This window comes from Pseudomonas sp. SZ40 (assembly GCF_052958135.1).
Map to the genome: position 1 here is coordinate 1 of NZ_JBQWIF010000007.1, position 16929 is coordinate 16929.

18 protein-coding genes and 1 rRNA gene are annotated in these 16929 nt (G+C 61.8%); 7 read left to right on the plus strand and 12 right to left on the minus strand.

Going from position 1 to position 16929, the window contains the following annotated elements; all coding sequences use genetic code 11:
* Positions 1 to 135 precede the first annotated feature (135 nt).
* Positions 136 to 251: ribosomal RNA gene (rrf, locus tag ACT9T4_RS07855) — 5S ribosomal RNA — on the plus strand.
* A 638-nt stretch (positions 252 to 889) separates the two neighbouring features.
* Here the strand turns inward: rrf and queD are convergent.
* From queD to pnuC, 5 genes are all read right to left on the minus strand, one after another.
* Positions 890 to 1246: a 6-carboxytetrahydropterin synthase QueD gene (gene queD, locus ACT9T4_RS07860; protein ID WP_082045780.1), complete on the minus strand. Its 357-nt coding sequence runs from the start codon at positions 1244 to 1246 to the stop codon at positions 890 to 892.
* 68 nt (positions 1247 to 1314) lie between these two features.
* Entirely contained in the window at positions 1315 to 2457 is a 1143-nt protein-coding gene (locus ACT9T4_RS07865; RefSeq protein ID WP_499116357.1) for a catalase family protein, read from the minus strand.
* Positions 2450 to 4360 (minus strand): di-heme-cytochrome C peroxidase, encoded by a 1911-nt coding sequence (locus ACT9T4_RS07870; protein WP_499116359.1) that lies wholly within the window; start codon positions 4358 to 4360, stop codon positions 2450 to 2452. Before ACT9T4_RS07870 ends, ACT9T4_RS07865 begins: the two co-directional genes overlap by 8 nt.
* 175 nt (positions 4361 to 4535) lie before the next feature.
* Positions 4536 to 5066 carry an AAA family ATPase gene (locus ACT9T4_RS07875; protein WP_179538018.1) on the minus strand — a complete coding sequence of 177 codons (531 nt, stop codon included), beginning with the start codon at positions 5064 to 5066 and terminating at the stop codon, positions 4536 to 4538.
* Complete coding sequence (pnuC, locus tag ACT9T4_RS07880; protein WP_042553819.1) at positions 5063 to 5629, minus strand: nicotinamide riboside transporter PnuC; 567 nt, start codon at positions 5627 to 5629, stop codon at positions 5063 to 5065. The genes ACT9T4_RS07875 and pnuC overlap by 4 nt, the downstream gene beginning before the upstream one ends.
* 244 nt (positions 5630 to 5873) lie before the next feature.
* Here pnuC and ACT9T4_RS07885 point away from each other — a divergent pair, with 244 nt between their 5' ends.
* Together ACT9T4_RS07885 and ACT9T4_RS07890 are read left to right on the plus strand one after the other, a co-directional pair.
* Positions 5874 to 6704 (plus strand): undecaprenyl-diphosphate phosphatase, encoded by an 831-nt coding sequence (locus ACT9T4_RS07885; protein WP_499116362.1) that lies wholly within the window; start codon positions 5874 to 5876, stop codon positions 6702 to 6704.
* Between the two features lie 25 nt (positions 6705 to 6729).
* Positions 6730 to 7464 (plus strand): DUF1294 domain-containing protein, encoded by a 735-nt coding sequence (locus ACT9T4_RS07890; protein WP_042553817.1) that lies wholly within the window; start codon positions 6730 to 6732, stop codon positions 7462 to 7464.
* Here the strand turns inward: ACT9T4_RS07890 and ACT9T4_RS07895 are convergent.
* The 3 genes from ACT9T4_RS07895 to ACT9T4_RS07905 are packed head-to-tail and all read right to left on the minus strand — an operon-like array spanning position 7459 to position 9987.
* On the minus strand, positions 7459 to 7812 hold the full coding sequence (locus ACT9T4_RS07895; protein ID WP_042553816.1) for an MmcQ/YjbR family DNA-binding protein: 354 nt from the start codon (positions 7810 to 7812) through the stop codon (positions 7459 to 7461). The two genes, ACT9T4_RS07890 and ACT9T4_RS07895, sit on opposite strands and share 6 nt — an antisense overlap.
* Entirely contained in the window at positions 7809 to 9008 is a 1200-nt protein-coding gene (locus tag ACT9T4_RS07900) for an MFS transporter (protein WP_179538021.1), read from the minus strand. The genes ACT9T4_RS07895 and ACT9T4_RS07900 overlap by 4 nt, the downstream gene beginning before the upstream one ends.
* 25 nt (positions 9009 to 9033) lie before the next feature.
* The gene (locus ACT9T4_RS07905; RefSeq protein ID WP_042553814.1) at positions 9034 to 9987 is read right to left on the minus strand and encodes a LysR substrate-binding domain-containing protein; all 954 of its coding nucleotides are present in this window, start codon (positions 9985 to 9987) and stop codon (positions 9034 to 9036) included.
* Positions 9988 to 10135: 148 nt separating this feature from the next.
* Between ACT9T4_RS07905 and ACT9T4_RS07910 the strand changes: the two genes are divergently transcribed.
* Together ACT9T4_RS07910 and ACT9T4_RS07915 are read left to right on the plus strand one after the other, a co-directional pair.
* The gene (locus ACT9T4_RS07910) at positions 10136 to 10744 is read left to right on the plus strand and encodes an FMN-dependent NADH-azoreductase (RefSeq protein ID WP_042553813.1); all 609 of its coding nucleotides are present in this window, start codon (positions 10136 to 10138) and stop codon (positions 10742 to 10744) included.
* A gap of 115 nt (positions 10745 to 10859) precedes the next feature.
* Positions 10860 to 11639: a dienelactone hydrolase family protein gene (locus tag ACT9T4_RS07915; RefSeq protein WP_042553812.1), complete on the plus strand. Its 780-nt coding sequence runs from the start codon at positions 10860 to 10862 to the stop codon at positions 11637 to 11639.
* 47 nt (positions 11640 to 11686) lie between these two features.
* Here the strand turns inward: ACT9T4_RS07915 and ACT9T4_RS07920 are convergent, their stop codons facing one another.
* The 3 genes from ACT9T4_RS07920 to ACT9T4_RS07930 form a co-directional block, all read right to left on the minus strand.
* On the minus strand, positions 11687 to 12472 hold the full coding sequence (locus tag ACT9T4_RS07920) for a DUF4394 domain-containing protein (protein WP_257026827.1): 786 nt from the start codon (positions 12470 to 12472) through the stop codon (positions 11687 to 11689).
* Positions 12473 to 12624: 152 nt separating this feature from the next.
* A complete protein-coding gene (locus ACT9T4_RS07925) occupies positions 12625 to 13329 on the minus strand; it encodes an anti-sigma factor (protein ID WP_042553811.1) in 705 nt (234 codons plus the stop codon).
* Positions 13326 to 13874 carry a sigma-70 family RNA polymerase sigma factor gene (locus ACT9T4_RS07930; protein WP_179538023.1) on the minus strand — a complete coding sequence of 183 codons (549 nt, stop codon included), beginning with the start codon at positions 13872 to 13874 and terminating at the stop codon, positions 13326 to 13328. The genes ACT9T4_RS07925 and ACT9T4_RS07930 overlap by 4 nt, the downstream gene beginning before the upstream one ends.
* Positions 13875 to 14056: 182 nt before the next feature.
* Here ACT9T4_RS07930 and ACT9T4_RS07935 point away from each other — a divergent pair, with 182 nt between their 5' ends.
* Entirely contained in the window at positions 14057 to 15085 is a 1029-nt protein-coding gene (locus ACT9T4_RS07935; protein WP_499116366.1) for an amidohydrolase family protein, read from the plus strand.
* A gap of 61 nt (positions 15086 to 15146) precedes the next feature.
* The gene (locus ACT9T4_RS07940) at positions 15147 to 15611 is read left to right on the plus strand and encodes a DUF3859 domain-containing protein (protein WP_499116368.1); all 465 of its coding nucleotides are present in this window, start codon (positions 15147 to 15149) and stop codon (positions 15609 to 15611) included.
* Between the two features lie 91 nt (positions 15612 to 15702).
* Here the strand turns inward: ACT9T4_RS07940 and fabB are convergent, their stop codons facing one another.
* Positions 15703 to 16923, minus strand: coding sequence for a beta-ketoacyl-ACP synthase I (fabB, locus tag ACT9T4_RS07945; protein WP_042553807.1), 1221 nt, complete (start codon positions 16921 to 16923; stop codon positions 15703 to 15705).
* Positions 16924 to 16929: the final 6 nt, after the last annotated feature.

Sequence of the window (16929 nt, forward strand, 5' to 3'; positions counted from 1 at the left end):
ACACCCAAACAATTTGGCTGTTAGACGGTAGAAGTCGACAGTAATGCCGAAAATTTGCAAGAACACGCAATACCAACTGATATCACATACCCAATTCGGGGAAGCGACCTAAACATCGACTCCCCAACCGGATTGCTTGACGACCATAGAGCGTTGGAACCACCTGATCCCATCCCGAACTCAGTAGTGAAACGATGCATCGCCGATGGTAGTGTGGGGTCTCCCCATGTGAGAGTAGGTCATCGTCAAGCTTCTACCAGAAACCCCAGATCTCGACAGAGGTCTGGGGTTTCGTCTTTTCGGCGCCAGAAAAGTCTGGGGGGGCCGCACGTAGGCGCAAGCTTGCTGGCGAGCCGCGGTTAAGAGCATCGCCAGCAAGCTGGCTCCTACAGCAGGCTGTCCTGCTCGTGGGGCAGTGGTGGAAGGGTGAAGCGTCTTCCACCCTACGGATAGCGCGCCAGGTTTCGCGTCGCCAGCCCAGGCTACGGAGCACGTGTAGGAGCCAGCTTGCTGGCGAGCCGCGATCAAGAGCATCGCCGGCAAGCCGGCTCCTACAACAGGTCGTCCTGCGCGCGGCGCGTGGTGGAAGGGGGCGGCGTCTTCTGCCCTACGGATCGCGCCCCAGGTTTCGCGTCGCCAGCCCAGGCTGCGGGCCACGTGTAGGAGCCAGCTTGCTGGCGAGCTGCGGTCAAGAGCATCGCGGCAAGCCGGCTCCTGCAGCAGGTCGTCCTGCGCGTGGGGCAGTGGTGGAAGGGTGAAGCGGCAGGCTTTGTAGCCTGGGCGGCCGAAGGCGTAACCTGGGGCGGCGTGCGGTTCGCTGGGTCGCTCGAATGAAAAAACAAAACCCGCACAAGGCGGGCTTTGGTCTTTCCACGAGGTGTGGGAGGGGTCAGTCGCCGCGGTATTCGCAGCCGCTGCTGCAGGTCTCGTGAATACGAATGCGCGACAGTTCAGGGAGCAGCGGTTTGAGTTGCTGCCACACCCACTTGGCAAGTACTTCGCTGGTCGGGTTTTCCAGGCCAGGTATGTCGTTGAGGTAGTTGTGGTCGAGCTGTTCGTAGATCGGCTTGAAGATGGCCTTTATCTCCGAAAAGTCGCGGATCCATCCGGTATGCGGGTCGACCTCTCCCTCGATATAGACCGCGATGCGGAAGGAGTGGCCGTGCAGGCGCCCGCATTTATGGCCTTCAGGCACGTGGGGGAGCCGGTGGGCGGCTTCGAAGATGAATTCTTTGAACAGTTCCAAGGCCAGTCTCTTTGTCTACAGTGCGAACAGGCTGCGATTCTAGCAGCCTGCTGCACATTGTAGGGCCTTCACTGGGGCTGGGCGGCGTTACGTTCGTGGCGATAGACGCTTACCGCTTCGTAGACTGCCTTGCGCAGGCGATTGATACCGCCGATTGGGCGATGCTCCGGTAAGGCGTGCCAGGGATTGAACGACAGGTTGTCGCAAAACAGGTTTTGCTCCGAGCTGTCGAAATCCTGGGCTGGAAGGCGAATGTCGGCGACCGTTTCGAATGGAGAAATTCGCTCGTCCCATTCCACGCTGGGATCCTCGATCGGCATGTAATGGCTCGGATTCTGCCGCTGCACCTGCAGGGCGAAGCAGGCCGGCATGCGGTCCAGTGACAGCTGCTGATAAAGCGCGCTGCGCAGGAAGTTGGGCAGGTCGGTGTTGGGCTTGGGGATCGCGTAGGTCGGACAGCTTTCGGGGCTGGGGACGACCCGATACTTGATGTTGTGTGGCCCAAGCTTGAAGGGGGCGATCGAGTTGTAGGTCGTCTCGACCGGGCTGCTCGGCGCCGGCGAAAGCGTCTTCAAGGCAATGATCAGGTGGCGGATCTCCCAGGTGCGGGGATCCCAGCTGGGGAAGAAGGCCAGCGCCTTCTTGCCATCCGCCTGGGCGGCGAAGTTGCTGCGGTACTCTGCGACGTCACGCACGAAGAATGCCGGATGATTGAACATCACGAAATCCTGCTCGTCGGCATGGCGTGGATTGGCCATCAGCTTGTTGCCTGGTACGTCGAGCAGCTTGATGGCCATCCCTCTGGCATCGCGAGCACGGTCGAACTGCGGGTAAGCGTTTCCGTTGGACAGGCGCATCCAGGCCTGCCAGGTCTTGCCCGGCTCACTGAGTACGCCATGGCGCAGGGTTTCATCGAGCTCGGCACGCACCGTCACTTCGGCTTTCACACAGCCGTGAGCCTTGGCATGGGCGTCGCGCAGCACGCGAGTGTTGTCGCGGTGCTGCTCGACCACACGAATGGCGTCCTCGATGATGCCCTCGGTATAGGCTGCCTCGTTGGCAGGAATCTGTTCCTCGCTGGAAACCGGCCCGGAAAACTTCCAGCTGTAGTAGGCGGTGCCTATTGCCCAGCCACCGAGGCCGACGACCAGCAGCACAAAAAGCGTTTTACCCAGAAGCCTGCCAAGCCAAAGCCAGAATCGTTTAAGCATCGTTGGACTCCTCATCGTTGGCCGTCACGCTGCCCTGGCAGAACGGGCCGGGACTCCATGGTTTGCTCGGCATTTCGCTCAATTGGTTTTCCAACTGCGCATTACCCAGCACTTTCAGGTACTCGACCAGCGCCCAACGCTCCTCCGGCTGCAGGCCTCGGCCGATGGCGCCGTCGTTGCGGCAACCGTCGCGGAACTCGTGACCGTTGTTGCCGTTGCCTTTGATACGGGTATCGAGAAGGAAGCCGCCGGGGAACTTGTCGCTTACGAAGCCGACATGTTGGGGATCGAATTCGAAGTTGCCTACCCAGAATTGGCTGGGACGCTCCGAGACCGGCGACAGCAGATGAAAGAGCGTGGGTACCGAGCCATTGTGCAGGAAGGGCGGGGTGGCCCAGATGCTGTCCAGAGGGCGTGCCTTGTAGCCGCGGATCTCCTGTACGCCGATTTTCAGGCCATAGCCGTTCATGCGTTTGCGCTGCTCCGGCGTGATGCCGTTGTCGCGATAGGCCCGCTCTTCGACATAGGCTGTGATGTAGGCCAGCGCTTCGGCGGTGGAGATGGCGCGCAAGTCGACGTTGTCGAGGCTGTTGCTGAACAGTTTGACGTCGAGTTTCGCGAGCTTGGCTTTCGTCCAGCCCAGTTTGCTGACGTCGAAACGATGGTCCGCGATATTGTCAGCGGTGGTGGAGTCGGTACCGACTATGGACGTTGGAATGACCCGCAGGTACCACTCGGGGTCGCGCTCCGGGGCCATGCGCTTGTCTGGCGGAACGACCTGTGGCGCATGACAGTGGGCGCAGTTTTCCTGGAACAGGGCACGCCCTCGGCTGGCCAGGGCGATATCCACCTTGCCAAAGATCTTTTCCGGCCACGCCGGTGGCTGCAGGCGCTTGAGCGTCTCTTCCAGTTCATAGAGATCATGGATGCGGACGCTGGAGGCATAGCGCTGATTTTCCGCGACAGCCTGGCCGTTCTCGTCGAGCAGATGCAGCGTCGCGCCAACGCCGAGCGCTTCGCCGACGTTGCGTGCCATGGGCTGCATGGCCGAGCCGTTCCACTGCACCCAGTCGAATTTCCAGATATCCCAGAGGTGCGGATAGCTGACCGGTGCATCGGCAATCCGGTAATTGGCCGCGTCGATGCTGTCACCGAACACGGTATTGGCGATGCGCCCGAAAGCATCGGTACGGCCGAAGCCTTCTTCGGTCGGGTACAGGCCTCTGTGCCAGTCGTTGTAAGCGGTACTCAGCAGCCGATCGAGGACTTGCTTGAATTCTACCCGCAGGGTGTCGTACTCGCGCTCGTAGCGCTCGCCCAATACCTCCCGGGCGAAGCGGCGGAACTTCAGCGGGTTGTAGTAGGTGAACGCCATGCTCATGCCGAGGGACTGGCCAAAGCTGCCCCCCTTTAGGGTCGGCACGGTGGAGGCCAGGGAGTGCAAGGCTGCGCCGCCGTCGATACGCACCGCCTGGCCCTTGAAGCGCAGCTCGCCGGTGTGGCAGGCGGCGCAGGTGATGTCCAGGTACTCAACGCCGCTTTCGTCATCCTGATGGCGTGCGAAGCCCACCGGCAGGTTGCCAGGATTGAGTGGCGTGGCCTTTTGCCCGGGCTGGGTGAGAAAGCCGAAACGTGCCAGGTAGTCGGGGTCGGCGAACTTGGCCTTGCCGAAGGGCAGCTCCAGCGCCGAGAACCATGCGTACTGCAGACCCTTCACCCGCGTTCCCTGGGGGGTGTAGTAGTAGAACTGACGTTCCTGCTCGCTCCATTGCCCAAGGTAATGCACCTTATCTGCCGGCTTGTAGTCGGGAAGATTGGGGTTGGCGATGAAGTAGACGACAATCAGTAATGCGATGAGCAACAACAGAAGCATGATCTGCAAGGTGCGGCGAATCAGGCGCATCGGTGACGTCCTTGTGGCGTTCTTCTAGTCGTGCTCCTTTATGCCCATGCTGGCGGATAATGGCAAGATGCCACGCATGCATCCCGTGAAATTCGTAGGGTTTTTGTTGGTCTGCGACCCCCAGCGACCAAACTGCGGATCGCCGTAGGGGCATCAGGATTTCTCCCGGAGATTTTTATTCGCCAGTTGCCAGCCAGGTTTCAACCAGGCCAATCACTTCGTTCTGACGCTCGCTCCAGGTCCCTGCAATTTCCACCACGGTCTGCCCATGGGCTGTCAGCCACGCAGCGCAGGCTTGATGAAACGCGATCCGTTGTGCGAGCTCCGGCTGGCAACGCTGGCCGTCACTGACCCATTCGACCCCGCGAGGGTCGAGCAATAGATGCAGATGGTATTGGCGCTCGAGCAGGGCCTGTTCCATCCAGTCGGGGCAGTCACCGAACAGTTCATGGCTCCAGAGGATATTGCTCAGCAGGTGGGTATCGAGAATCAGCAGGTGAGGGAGCTTCTCCCGTGCGGCGTCTTCCCAGGCCAACTGGCCCCTGGCGATGGCGGGTATGTCGGCGTAGCAGGTATCGCGTTGCTCGCTGTCGATGAAGTGGCGCACGTACTCACCAACGATGATTCCCCCGAAGCGCTGCTGCAACCCATTGGCCAGCCAGCTCTTGCCGCTGGACTCCGGACCCGTCAGTACCAGAACTTTCATGGTGCACGCACCGCCAGTTCGCGGCGCCAGGTCAGCCAACCGTGGCAGGCCAGCAGGGTGAACAGGCCGTACAGGGCGGCGGTTGAATAGAGCGCCTGGTCGATGAACAGCGCGACGAACAGCAGGTCGAGGACGATCCACAGCGCCCAGCATTGCAGGCGCTTCTTGGCCATCCACACCTGCGCGACCAGGCTGAAGGCGCACAGCGTGGCATCCTGCCAGGGGGCGTTGGCATCGGTGTAGGTGGTCATCAGCACGCCCAGCATGATCGAGCCCAGTAGGCCAAGTGCCAGTCCCGTGGTTGTCTGGCGCAGGTTCAGGCGTGACACGTGGAGGCGCTCGTCGGGGCGGTCGCCCCGAGTCCAGTGCCACCACCCGTAGAGCTGCAGGGCGGCGTAGACGAATTGCAGCAGCACGTTGGAATACAGCCGAGCCTCGAAGAATACCCAGGCATAGAGCACCACCATGACCAGGCCGACGGGCCAGCACCAGGGATTCTGGCGCACGGTCAGCCATACGGCGAGCAGGCCGAGCAGGGAGGCGCAGGCTTCGAGCGGTGACATGGAACCCCTGAATGCGTGGTGGTGTAGGGGGCGCATTCTATCCCGTGCCACTCGGGGCGTCTTGCCACAGCACGTTGCGTTAGGGCGGCAATTCGAGAGATTGCATTGATAGCTGTTTGAAATTGAAAACAACTGCTTTATAACTGCCGCTTTTTTCGGCCTTGCTGGAACCTACACCAGCCGCTCCAGTCCGAGAATCATCCCCTTTCCAGCCAGCCTGTCTGGCACATCCGTAGGAGTTCTGATGGACAGTTGGCTCGCATTTCAGGCGCTGATCCTGGGTATCGTTGAAGGCCTCACCGAATTTCTGCCCATTTCCAGCACCGGGCACCTGATCGTGGTTGGCGATCTGCTGTCGTTCAATGGTGAACGCGCCACGGCCTTCAAGATCATCATCCAGCTCGGCGCGATCCTGGCGGTGATGTGGGAGTTTCGTCAGCGCATCACTTCGGTGGTGACCGGCCTGGGCAGCGATCCGATGGCGCGGCGCTTCACGGTCAACGTCCTGGTCGCCTTCATTCCTGCGGTGATTCTCGGCCTGCTGTTCGCGGATATCATCGAGCACTGGCTGTTCAATCCCATCACCGTCAGCGCTGCTTTGATCGTCGGTGGTGTGGTGATGATCTGGGCGGAGAAGCGCCAGCACCGCATCGTCGCCGAGTCGGTCGATGACATGGATTGGAAACTGGCCCTCAAGGTTGGCTGCGCACAGTGCCTGGCACTCATCCCGGGTACATCGCGCTCCGGCTCGACGATAATCGGCGGCCTGCTGTTCGGCCTGTCACGCAAGGCGGCCACCGAGTTCTCGTTCTTTCTGGCCATGCCGACCATGGTCGCGGCCACCGTCTACTCGCTCTACAAGTATCGTGAAATCCTGCAGTGGAGCGATCTGCCGATGTTCGCCATCGGTTTCGTCACCACGTTCATCGTTGCCATGCTGACGGTACGCGCACTGCTGGTGTTCATCGCCAACCACAGCTACGCGGTGTTCGCCTGGTACCGGATCGCCTTTGGCCTGGTGATCCTGGCGACCTGGCAATTCGGCTGGATCGACTGGAGCACGGCAGAGGGCTGATTGCCTCGCCAGACAGTGAAGACCTATGCAGACCAAGGAACAGGCCGGCCGAATCAAGAGCTGGAATGACGACAAGGGCTTCGGCTTCATTCAGCCCGCTGCGGGCGGTGCCGAAGTCTTCGCGCATATCTCGGCGATGCGCGGTGATCGCAGACCCAATGCCGGCGATCAGGTGCTGTTCGTCGCTGGCCGTGACGAGAAAGGGCGCTTGCGTGCCGAGCACCTGCGCCTGGCGGGTGAGCTGGCCGTCGATCAGCCGCAGATTCGTGTCAAGCCGCGGGCTGCCGCACCGTCCCGTACATCGCCGCCCGCGGCAGGGCGCGCAGCCAAGCCACATGCGCGCGATGCCCGCCGGACATCGAGCGCACTGCGCAATCCAGCTGCCAAGCTGATGATCTTCGCGGCGCTGTGTAGTTTGCCGGCGTTTGGCGCGCTGCGCTGGCTATCCGAGGGGCAGAGCATCTGGCCGCTGCTGCTTTACCCGCTGGCCAGCGTGCTGTGCTTCATTCTCTACTGGCGCGACAAGAGCAGTGCCCAGCGTGGCCGTCAGCGCATTGCGGAAAACACCCTGCATCTGGTCGAGCTGGCAGGCGGCTGGCCGGGCGCCTTGCTGGCGCAGCAAGCGTTCAGGCACAAGACGCGCAAACTTTCCTATCAGGGGCTGTTCTGGATCATCGTGGTGTTGCACCAGCTGTTCTGGGCTGACCAGGTATTCATGGCCGGGGCTTACACCGGCGGCCGGCTGGGCGGTTTGCTATAGGTCGAGCAGCAAGCCGACCTGATGTTTCCGGGGCAGCCGCCGCACGACCAGTTGGTGAGAGCGGGTCAGCAGCTCACGTAGCTCTTCGTCACCGATGGGCGGCTTGCTACCGTTCATGCTGATCCAGTGAGCACGGGCCAGGTAGGGCGCCGGGCGAACGCCCGGGCGGTCGGTTAAACCGAGAAACAGTGCGTCATCCACCTTGAAGGCCAGGTTGTCCCCGAGAAAATCGACGATGGCGAACATCTTGTTGTGCGCCACGGAAAACACCTGGTTGCTGCCCCATTTGTAGTCGACACGAGCCCCTGGCAGGTGCAGGCAGAAAGCAACGAGCTCTTCGCGGGTCATGGCTGCACTTCCTTCGGGCGTTCCGCACGGCGCAGCAGCAGTAGGCTCAGCCCAAGGCCAAGCAGCGAGAGCAGGCCGGAGGCGAGGAACACGGCACCGTAGTCATAGGCGCTGGCGATCAGGCCCATCAGCGGGCCGGCGATGCCCAGTGCCAGGTCGAAGAACAGCGCGTAGGCGCCCAAGGCCGAGCTGCGGCTGGCTGCGGGTATATTGCCGATTGCCTCCACACCCAGTGCGGGGTAGACCAGCGACAGTCCGAAGCCAGTCAGCGCGGCGCCACAAAGCGCCAGCGCCGGTATTGGGGCAAGCCAGAGCAGCAACAGCCCGAGGGTTTCGATCGCCAGGCAAATGGTCGCGACCCGGTAGCCGCCGCGCCGCTCGATCGTGCCGGCGAACAGCAGACGGGCGACGATGAAGGCCACGCCAAAGGCGCTCAGGCAATAAGCCGCGTGCTCCCAGCCGAGGCTGGCGTAATACAGGGTGACGAAGGTTGCCAGGGTGCCGAAACCGATGGAGCCCAGCGCGAGTGCGACCCCATTGGGGGCAATGGTCAGGAATACGTGATGGAACGGCAGGCGCTTGCCTTGGATGATCGGAATGGCGGGTTTGTCGCGTGCTACCCAGAGGGCACCAAGGCTTAGCAGGGTGATCGCCAGGCCGATGCTCCAGAGGCCCAGGGCGGAGGCCATCAGGACGCCGAGCGGAGCACCTACGGCGATGGCGCCATAAGACGCGATGCCATTCCAGGAAATCACCCGCGCGGTGTTCTCCGCGCCGACCCGGCCGATGCCCCAGGTGATCGAGCCGGTACCGATCAGCGCCTGGGAGATGCCCAGCGCTACCCGCCCAGCGAGCAGCAAGCCCAGACCCACCTCACTGGACAGACCATGCAGGCTGGTAGCCGCAAGGGTCAGCACGCCGCTGCCCGCGGCACCGGCGAGGCCGTAAACCACTGCGCGCTTTGGCCCGATACGGTCGATCAGCACACCTGTGATGGGGCGTGAAACCAGAGTGACGAGGTACTGCAGGCTGATCACCAGGCCAGCCATCACCGAGCCATAGCCCAGATCGTTGAGCACGAAGCCAGGCAGCACTGCCAGAGGCAGGCCGACACACAGGAAACCGATGAAGGTGAAGAAAACCACAGCAAGAATTCGGGCGGTCTGACCGGGAACGTGGGGCTTGCGGGCGGTCATCGGGCATCCTGTTTGATAGAAAAGGCTATTGAGAGTCATCAGGCGGATCTGACAGGGCAAGGCGCGTGTCCGTTCCAGGCATGAGCCAGCCATCGGCGCTGGCCTGGATCATGTGTTCGATCCAAGCCCTCACTGCCGGCAGCATGCCCTGACGATGAGGATAGACGGCTTGCAGATGGCCGCCGGGCAGTTCCCAGTCCGGCAGCAGACGAATCAGGCGGCCAGCCTCGATATCGGCCAGGCACTTGGTATGCGGCAGCATGGTGAAGCCCAGACCCTGAAGTGCCGCTTCCCGACGTATATCGAAGTCTTCGATGCTCAGACGTGCCTCGAAAGTCACCTCACGGCGCATTCCCGACTGACTTTTGAAAACATGGTGAATGCGCCGGTCACTTCCCACCGCGCCGAGTGCGGGAAGCTGCTGCAGATCGTCCGGGGTCTGAATGCTCAGCCCTTGTAGCAGGGGCGGGGAGGCCACCAGAAAGGCCGATGCAGGCGCCAGCTGGCGGGCGATCAGCGAGGGATCCTCATCACCTTGATCGCGTACCCGCAGAGCGACGTCGACACCCTCCTGGAGCAGATCAACCCGGCGATTGGTGAGTACCACGTCGAGCTGAACCAGCGGGTACTTCAGCAGGAAGCTGCTGATCACCTGATGCAGCCCGGCGCGGGCCAGTTCACTGGGGCAGGACATGCGAATCCTTCCGCGCGGTTCGCTGCTCAGCGAAGCCACTGCCTCCTGCGCCTGCTCGGCCTCCAGCAGCATCGCCTGGCAATGGCGCAGGTAGCGTTCACCGGTCTCGGTCAGCGCCAGCTTGCGCGTGGTGCGTTGCAGCAGACGCACGCCCAGGCGTGCCTCGAGTTCGGCCACTCGCCGCGACAGGCGGGATTTGGGAATGCCCAGTTGTTGCCCGGCAGCACTGAATCCGCCGTGCTCGATCACCTTGGCGAAGTACATCAGGTCGTTGAGATCCTGCATCACAGGCTCCAGCTCAGGACAAATACGGGGTTTGTTCTATCAGTAGAACGCATCATCGCATTTTTACTGACTAATCAGCGATTGGCTTCACCGGTAGGATTAATCCATCGAACATCTACTGATGAACCTGAACGTTCAAGGAGCCACCATGAAACTTCTCCATCTCGATTCCAGCATTCTCGGCAATGCGTCCGCTTCCCGTCAGCTCAGTGCCGCTGTGGTCGACGCCTGGAAGAGCGGTCAGGCCGATCTGCAGGTCACTTACCGCGACCTGGCCAGCGATGCCCTGAGCCACTTCTCGGCTGCCAGCCTGGTTGCCGGTGGTACCCCCGCCGAGCTGCGCGATGCCGCCCAGGCTCATGAAGTGGCGCTGGCCGACGCCACGCTGGAAGAGTTCCTCGCCGCTGACGCCATCGTGATTGGCGCACCGATGTACAACTTCTCCATTCCGAGCCAGCTCAAGGCCTGGATCGACCGTGTTTCCGTGGCCGGCAAGACGTTTGCCTATGACGAAAACGGCCCCAAGGGGTTGGCAGGTGGCAAGAAAGTGATCATCGCCTCGACCGCTGGTGGTCTGCATGCGGGGCAAGCCAGTGGCCAGGCTCACGAGGATTACCTGATTTTCGTGCTGCGTTTCCTTGGTATCACCGATATCCAGGTGGTGCGTGCCGAAGGCCTGGCCTATGGCGAAGAGCCGAAAGCCAATGCCCTGCGCGGGGCTCAGGAGCAGATCGACGCGCTGTTCGCCAGCGCCTGAATCCACTCCCGGCTGCGGCGTCATGGGTTTCCCTGACGCCGCAAATGTGCTTCCTTGTGGCTCTGGCGCAGCTTCGGCTGTATCGAGTGGGCACATGCACGATGGGAGTCAAACAATGAAGAAATCACTGTTGTCGGTAGCGTTGCTGGGGCTGGCGGGGTTGGCCGAAGCGGGTGTGGTGGTTAAGAACGTCCCCTACGAAATCGATGGTGAGCCGTTCGAAGGCCTGCTGATCTATGACGATGCCGTTACCGACCCGCGTCCAGGCTTGCTGATGGTGCCCAACTGGATGGGCGTCAACGATGCGTCTGCCCAGAAAGCGGCGCGTGCGGCCGGAGACAAGTACGTGGTGTTCATGGCCGACATGTATGGCAAGGCCATCCGCCCCAGCAATGCCGACGAAGCCAAGGAAGCGGCCACCGCCGTGCGCAGTGACCGGGCATTGATGCGCAAGCGCGCCCAGGCTGCGGTCGAAGTCCTCAAGGCGCAGACCACTCAGGTCGCTCTGGATACCTCCAAACTGGGTGCGATCGGTTTCTGCTTCGGTGGCGGAACGGTTCTGGAACTGGCCCGTTCGGGGGCTCCGCTGAAGGCTTTCGTGTCCTTCCACGGCAATCTGGATACGCCCAACCCGGCTGACGCGAATAACATCAAGGCACCGGTACTGGTGCTCCACGGCGCGGATGATCCGGCAGTTCCGCAGGCGCAGGTCGACGGTTTCGTGGCGGAAATGAAGGCCACCAAGGTGGACTGGCAGCTGGTGAGCTACGGTGGTGCGGTGCATTCGTTCACCAATCCGAAGGCCAATACGCCGGGTAGCAATCAATACCACCCGCTTGTCGCGGCGCGTGCCTTCAAGGCGATGAACAATCTGCTTGATGAGGTGTTCGAGTAACGCGAACCGATACAGGGGAAGGCCGCTCGGCCTTCCCCTGCTGGTGTTTACTTGGCTGGCAGGACAGTGATGTCGATGATGTCGGCAGGCAGATTCTTGATCTCGCCCAGCGCGCTGGCCTTGCCGGTTTCCAGATTCACCTGGTGCAGCGTGGTGCCGGTCAGCAGGTAAGCGGTGTTTCCGCCTTTACCGTCACTTTTGATGTCCAGAGCCGCACTTTTAAGGCCATCGGCGATCTTGCCCACGACTTGCTGAATACCGTCATTTGGCGGGTTCTGCAGCATCAGGTTGCCGGTAGCCAGGTCGACGGTGTACAGCGCGGTTTTCTCGGTGCCCTTGTAAGAATTGGTGTAGGCACCCGCGACTACCTTGGCGGTCTTGCCCGCGTACGGACCGTCTTTGGCATAGGCGACCTTGCCGTCTACCACGACTTCACCGCTCTCGACGTTGACGCGCAGGCTGGTGCCGTCGGCAGCCAGCAGGCGCAGACGATCGGCTACCGGGTTGAAGTCCACCACGGCCTGGCCGTTGCCTGGCAACGCCTGGCTTAGTTTGGCAGCCTTGCTGGCCGCGCCAGTTTTGGCGTCGACGGTGTAGAGCTGGCCAGCGTCATCCAGGCCATAGATCCAACCGTTGGACGGGCGTACATCGAGGCCGCGCAGGCTTGATACGCCGCTGAGTTTCACGTCGGAAGCGACGGTGAGGGTCTTGGTGTCGATGTGCAGCAGTTTGCCGTCCGCACTCAGCGCCAACAGATTGTCGGCGTTGGCAGTGGCACAACCCAGAGCAGCGGTGGTGATGGCGATACCGAGCATTTTCTTGGAAATGTTCATGAGCGTCCTCTCTATGGGTAAGGCGCGAAGGTCTCTTCGCGCTCGCATCCAGGCACCGTGATGAAGCACCTGATACCTATACCCATGAGATGAAGCGGCAGATGTCGGTGGAAATGTTTGCTTACATCTGCCGATCTTTCATGTGCATCCGCTCAGTCCAGCGCCGCCACCACAGCGCGGCCGATGTACAGCACCTCGCCCGTCGGTCTGTTCAGTGGCGAGCCACCGGACGGCTCCAGGGTCAATTCGAACAGCTGGCCGGCACGTACTGCCCCGATCTGCTCGGCGGACAGGGTCAGGCGTTCGCCCGGCTCGACCAGACCGAGCGAGCGCGGGCCGTCCTTCGGATCGACCAGCGTCCAGAACTGCACCGAGCGGTCTGCGGCGACCTGGTCTTCACGCAGTGGCTCAAGCAGCAAGGTGCCCGTGGCATCGATATGCACCACCCAGCCCGGTGCTGCCGCTTCGCCAGGCGGCTGCAACACGGCGGTGTAGGAGGGCGGCAGCACGTCACTGCGCCACGGCATCGGCAGCAGGGCGATGATCAGCGCCATCGCCAGGGCCGCGCTGGTCAGGCGCCAGGTGTTGAGGCTCGACCACCAGGCCTGCCAATTGCTGGCCCGCTGCCCCAGATTCAGCGTTTGCTGCAGGCGCGGCCACAGGCCCGGCGAGGGCGTGCTGGGCTCGAGCCTGTCGCTCAGTTCGAGAAAGTGCTGCTCCCATTCCAACGCCATGGCGGCAGCTTGGGGATCGTGCTCTATCAGCTCGGAGACTTCACGGGCCTGATCCTGCTCGAGCAGGCCCAGAACGTACTCGCCGATGAGCGCACGGCGTTCTGCGGGGTCGGTGCTTATCATCGTTGCAAACACTCCTGCAGTGCGCGCAGACCGCTGCGAATGCGCCCTTTGATGGTGCCCAGTGGGGTGGTCAGGCGCTCTGCAATCTGCTCATGGGTCAGGCCGCGGTAGAACGCCAGCAGAACCGGATGACGCCGTGGGCGCTCGAGCTTCTGCAGGCAGGCGCGCAGATGACGCTTGTCCGACTGTTGTTCGTGTTGCTGAGCGGCCGAGGGACTGTCGTCGATCAGGTGATCGGCGATGTCGTCCGCCAAGGCCACGGTGCGGCCGCGCTGGCGCAGCTGGTTCAGCGCGCGGTAGCGCAGGATGCTGTAGATCCATGCCCGGCCGCTGCCCAGCGAACGCTGGAAGCGCCCGGCATTGCGCCAGATCTGCACGAAGGCATCGTGCAGGCAGTCCTCGGCCGAGTCGCGTTGGCCCAGCAGGCTGATTGCCAGACCGAGCATTTGCGAGGCTTCCTGGCGATACAGTGCCTGGAAGGCGCGCTCGTCACTGCGGGCGCAGGCTTCCAGGGTTTTTTCGTAGTCGAACATCGGGTCAGACATGCCGTCGTCCTGTCATGGGCTGCGTCCTGAATGTGACAAGGGTTATACCCGAGACAAGGGGTTACGGATGCCCCGGCAATGAAACAAATAGTCTCGCCTGAGCCTTCGCCGATCCGCCATATTGGCTGAACTTGGTACGAGCGCTCACAGTCTATGCTGCTCAACGTCAGGAGGACGCCTGCATGCATCTGATTCGTCTGGGTTTTTTATTGTCTGCAGGGCTGCTGGCCGGTCTTGTCGAGGCGCGTGAATATCGTTACAGCGACGCCCATTTGCACTACGTCGATTTCTTCCAGGAAAGCGCAGGCATGGACACACTGCTGCAGCGCATGGACGAGGCGAAGGTCGATCACGTGATGTTCTCGGGCATACCGGTCGCCAAGAAATGGCACGAAGACGAGCCCAAGCGCCCGCGCTATTACGCCGGTGACGATGCCGCGGCCTACTGGTACAGCGCCACCGACGTACTTATCGCCCACGCCTACAAGCAGGTGCCGGAGGCGCAGCGCCATCGTTTTCACCCGTTCCTGTCTGGTTTTAACCCCAACGACAAGAATTCGGATGCCCATATCCGTCGCATGCTGGAGCTCGATCCGGGGCTTTGGCAGGGCATCGGAGAAGTGTTCACGCGCCACGACGACCTGACCTCGCTGATCGAGGGCAGTACCCCGCGGGCCAACAACGAGGCCATGACGCGGGTCTATCATCTGGCGGCAGAATACGATCTGCCGGTGATGGTGCATTCCAACATCACCTCCAAGCGCGAGCGTAATCCGCTCTATCTGCAGGAGATCGAAGAGCCGCTGCGCAATCATCCCCACGTGCGTTTCATCTGGGCCCACGCGGGCACCAGCATGGAGATCCATCGTCATCAGGAGAAGCTGGACTTTCTCTTCGACACCCTCGCGCGGATGCTGGAAAGCTACCCCAATCTGTACGTCGATCTGTCCTGGACGATGCTCAGGCCGTACCTTACCGACGAAAATGGCAAGCCGGACCCTAAGTGGGTAGAGCTGGTCGGCCGCTACCCGGAACGTTTCATGATCGGCTCCGATGTAGTCGGTCGCTTCGACAGCATGGGCGAGTACATGCAGGGCTTCGATCGCTTCCTCGATGCGTTGCCCGAGGAGGTCGCCCACAAGGTGGCCAGAGACAACTTTCTCGCCATCCTGCCGCGCAATGTCCGCGAGGCGCAGCCTGCGCCACGCTGATTGTCATCAGCCTGTCATCGCCGCGTCATAGCCTCGCGCCATTCCAAAGAAGGAGCGTGAGATGCAACACATCAGATTCGCAACAGTGACGGCGCTGCTGCTGGCAGCAGGTCTGGCTCAGGCTGAAGTTCGCGTACAGGGGCCGGTCGAGTACGGTGTCTTCATCAGTCAGCACAAGGATTTCCAGCCGGGCGAGCGCGTGCTTACCCGATCCAGTCAGGAGATCGAGCAGACCCGCGTGGTGCCGGCCAAGCTGGGCACCAAGTTCGGCATGCGCTACACGCTGACCGGCAAGACCGTCGACGGCGAGCCGCTGACGCTGCTGTACCTCACTCCGGGCGTGACCGGTAGCGATGGCCAGCGCCGCGACAAGTTCGTGGTCACACAGAAACTGGTGCCCGACGCCTCGCAGGACGTCATGGCATTCGAGTTCTCCGAGAATAACGAAGTGGTGCCCGGCGAGTGGCATTTCCTGCTTTTCCAGGGTGACCGCAAGTTGGCCGAGCAGCGCTTCGAGGTGCGCTGAAGCGCCGAAATACACTACCCGGGCTTGTAGTGATAAACCCGGAGCATAAAAAACGGCGCCCAAAGGCGCCGTTTTTCGTATCAGGCAGTTATCAGTTGCCGGCCCAGCGCTTCAGTACCAGGGTGGCGTTGGTGCCACCGAAGCCGAAGCTGTTGGACATGATGGTGTCCAGCTTGGCATCTTCGCGGGTCTCACGCAGGATCGGCAGATCAGCGACAGCCGGGTCCAGCTCCTCGATGTTGGCCGAGGCGGTGATGAAGTTGCCTTCCATCATCAGCAGGCAGTAGATCGCCTCGTGTACACCGGCTGCGCCCAGGCTGTGGCCGGAGAGGCTCTTGGTGGAGCTGATGGCTGGAGCCTTGGCGCCGAACACTTCGCGTACACCCTTCATTTCCGCAACGTCACCGACCGGAGTCGAGGTGCCGTGGGTGTTCAGGTAGTCGATCGGGGTGTCGACGGTGGCCAGCGCCTGCTGCATGCAGCGCACCGCGCCTTCGCCGCTCGGGGCAACCATGTCGTAACCATCGGACGTGGCACCATAGCCGACGATTTCGGCGTAGATCTTGGCACCGCGGGCCAGTGCGTGCTCCAGCTCCTCGACGACCACCATGCCGCCGCCACCAGCGATGACGAAACCGTCACGTTGGGCGTCGTAAGCGCGGGAGGCCTTTTCCGGGGTGTCGTTGTACTGGGTGGAGAGGGCGCCCATGGCGTCGAACAGGCAGCTCTGGCTCCAGTGTTCTTCCTCACCACCGCCGGCGAAGACGACGTCCTGCTTGCCGAGCTGGATCTGCTCCATGGCCTGGCCGATGCAATGCGCGCTGGTGGCGCAAGCCGAGGAAATGGAGAAGTTGACGCCCTTGATCTTGAACGGGGTCGCCAGACAGGCGGAAACGGTGCTGCCCATGGTGCGGGTCACGCGGTACGGGCCAACGCGCTTGACGCCTTTCTCGCGCAGAGTGTCGATGGCTTCCATCTGGTTCAGCGTGGACGCGCCACCGGAACCAGCGATCAGGCCCGTGCGTGGGTTCGAGACCTGATCTTCGCTGAGACCGGAATCCTTGATCGCCTGATCCATCGCCAGGTAGGCGTAGGCCGCGGCATCACCCATGAAGCGGAACAGCTTGCGGTCGATCAATTCTTCCAGGTTCAGGTCAACGGAGCCCGATACATGGCTGCGCAGACCCTTTTCGGCGTATTCCGGATTGAAGCGGATACCGGGGCGGCCAGCGCGAAGGTTGGCGGAGACGGTTTCTTTGTCATTGCCCAGGCAGGAAACGATGCCTAGACCGGTAATAACGACGCGACGCATGGAAAG

Bases quoted from the DNA above. Each gene is read 5' to 3' on its own strand.
- ACT9T4_RS07865 (WP_499116357.1), bottom strand. From the start codon at position 2,457: ATGCTTAAACGATTCTGGCTTTGGCTTGGCAGGCTTCTGGGTAAAACG.
- ACT9T4_RS07870 (WP_499116359.1), bottom strand. From the start codon at position 4,360: ATGCGCCTGATTCGCCGCACCTTGCAGATCATGCTTCTGTTGTTGCTC.
- ACT9T4_RS07875 (WP_179538018.1), bottom strand. From the start codon at position 5,066: ATGAAAGTTCTGGTACTGACGGGTCCGGAGTCCAGCGGCAAGAGCTGG.
- pnuC (WP_042553819.1), bottom strand. From the start codon at position 5,629: ATGTCACCGCTCGAAGCCTGCGCCTCCCTGCTCGGCCTGCTCGCCGTA.
- ACT9T4_RS07885 (WP_499116362.1), top strand. From the start codon at position 5,874: ATGGACAGTTGGCTCGCATTTCAGGCGCTGATCCTGGGTATCGTTGAA.
- ACT9T4_RS07890 (WP_042553817.1), top strand. From the start codon at position 6,730: ATGCAGACCAAGGAACAGGCCGGCCGAATCAAGAGCTGGAATGACGAC.
- ACT9T4_RS07895 (WP_042553816.1), bottom strand. From the start codon at position 7,812: ATGACCCGCGAAGAGCTCGTTGCTTTCTGCCTGCACCTGCCAGGGGCT.
- ACT9T4_RS07900 (WP_179538021.1), bottom strand. From the start codon at position 9,008: ATGACCGCCCGCAAGCCCCACGTTCCCGGTCAGACCGCCCGAATTCTT.
- ACT9T4_RS07905 (WP_042553814.1), bottom strand. From the start codon at position 9,987: ATGCAGGATCTCAACGACCTGATGTACTTCGCCAAGGTGATCGAGCAC.
- ACT9T4_RS07910 (WP_042553813.1), top strand. From the start codon at position 10,136: ATGAAACTTCTCCATCTCGATTCCAGCATTCTCGGCAATGCGTCCGCT.
- ACT9T4_RS07915 (WP_042553812.1), top strand. From the start codon at position 10,860: ATGAAGAAATCACTGTTGTCGGTAGCGTTGCTGGGGCTGGCGGGGTTG.
- ACT9T4_RS07920 (WP_257026827.1), bottom strand. From the start codon at position 12,472: ATGAACATTTCCAAGAAAATGCTCGGTATCGCCATCACCACCGCTGCT.
- ACT9T4_RS07925 (WP_042553811.1), bottom strand. From the start codon at position 13,329: ATGATAAGCACCGACCCCGCAGAACGCCGTGCGCTCATCGGCGAGTAC.
- ACT9T4_RS07930 (WP_179538023.1), bottom strand. From the start codon at position 13,874: ATGTCTGACCCGATGTTCGACTACGAAAAAACCCTGGAAGCCTGCGCC.
- ACT9T4_RS07935 (WP_499116366.1), top strand. From the start codon at position 14,057: ATGCATCTGATTCGTCTGGGTTTTTTATTGTCTGCAGGGCTGCTGGCC.
- ACT9T4_RS07940 (WP_499116368.1), top strand. From the start codon at position 15,147: ATGCAACACATCAGATTCGCAACAGTGACGGCGCTGCTGCTGGCAGCA.
- fabB (WP_042553807.1), bottom strand. From the start codon at position 16,923: ATGCGTCGCGTCGTTATTACCGGTCTAGGCATCGTTTCCTGCCTGGGC.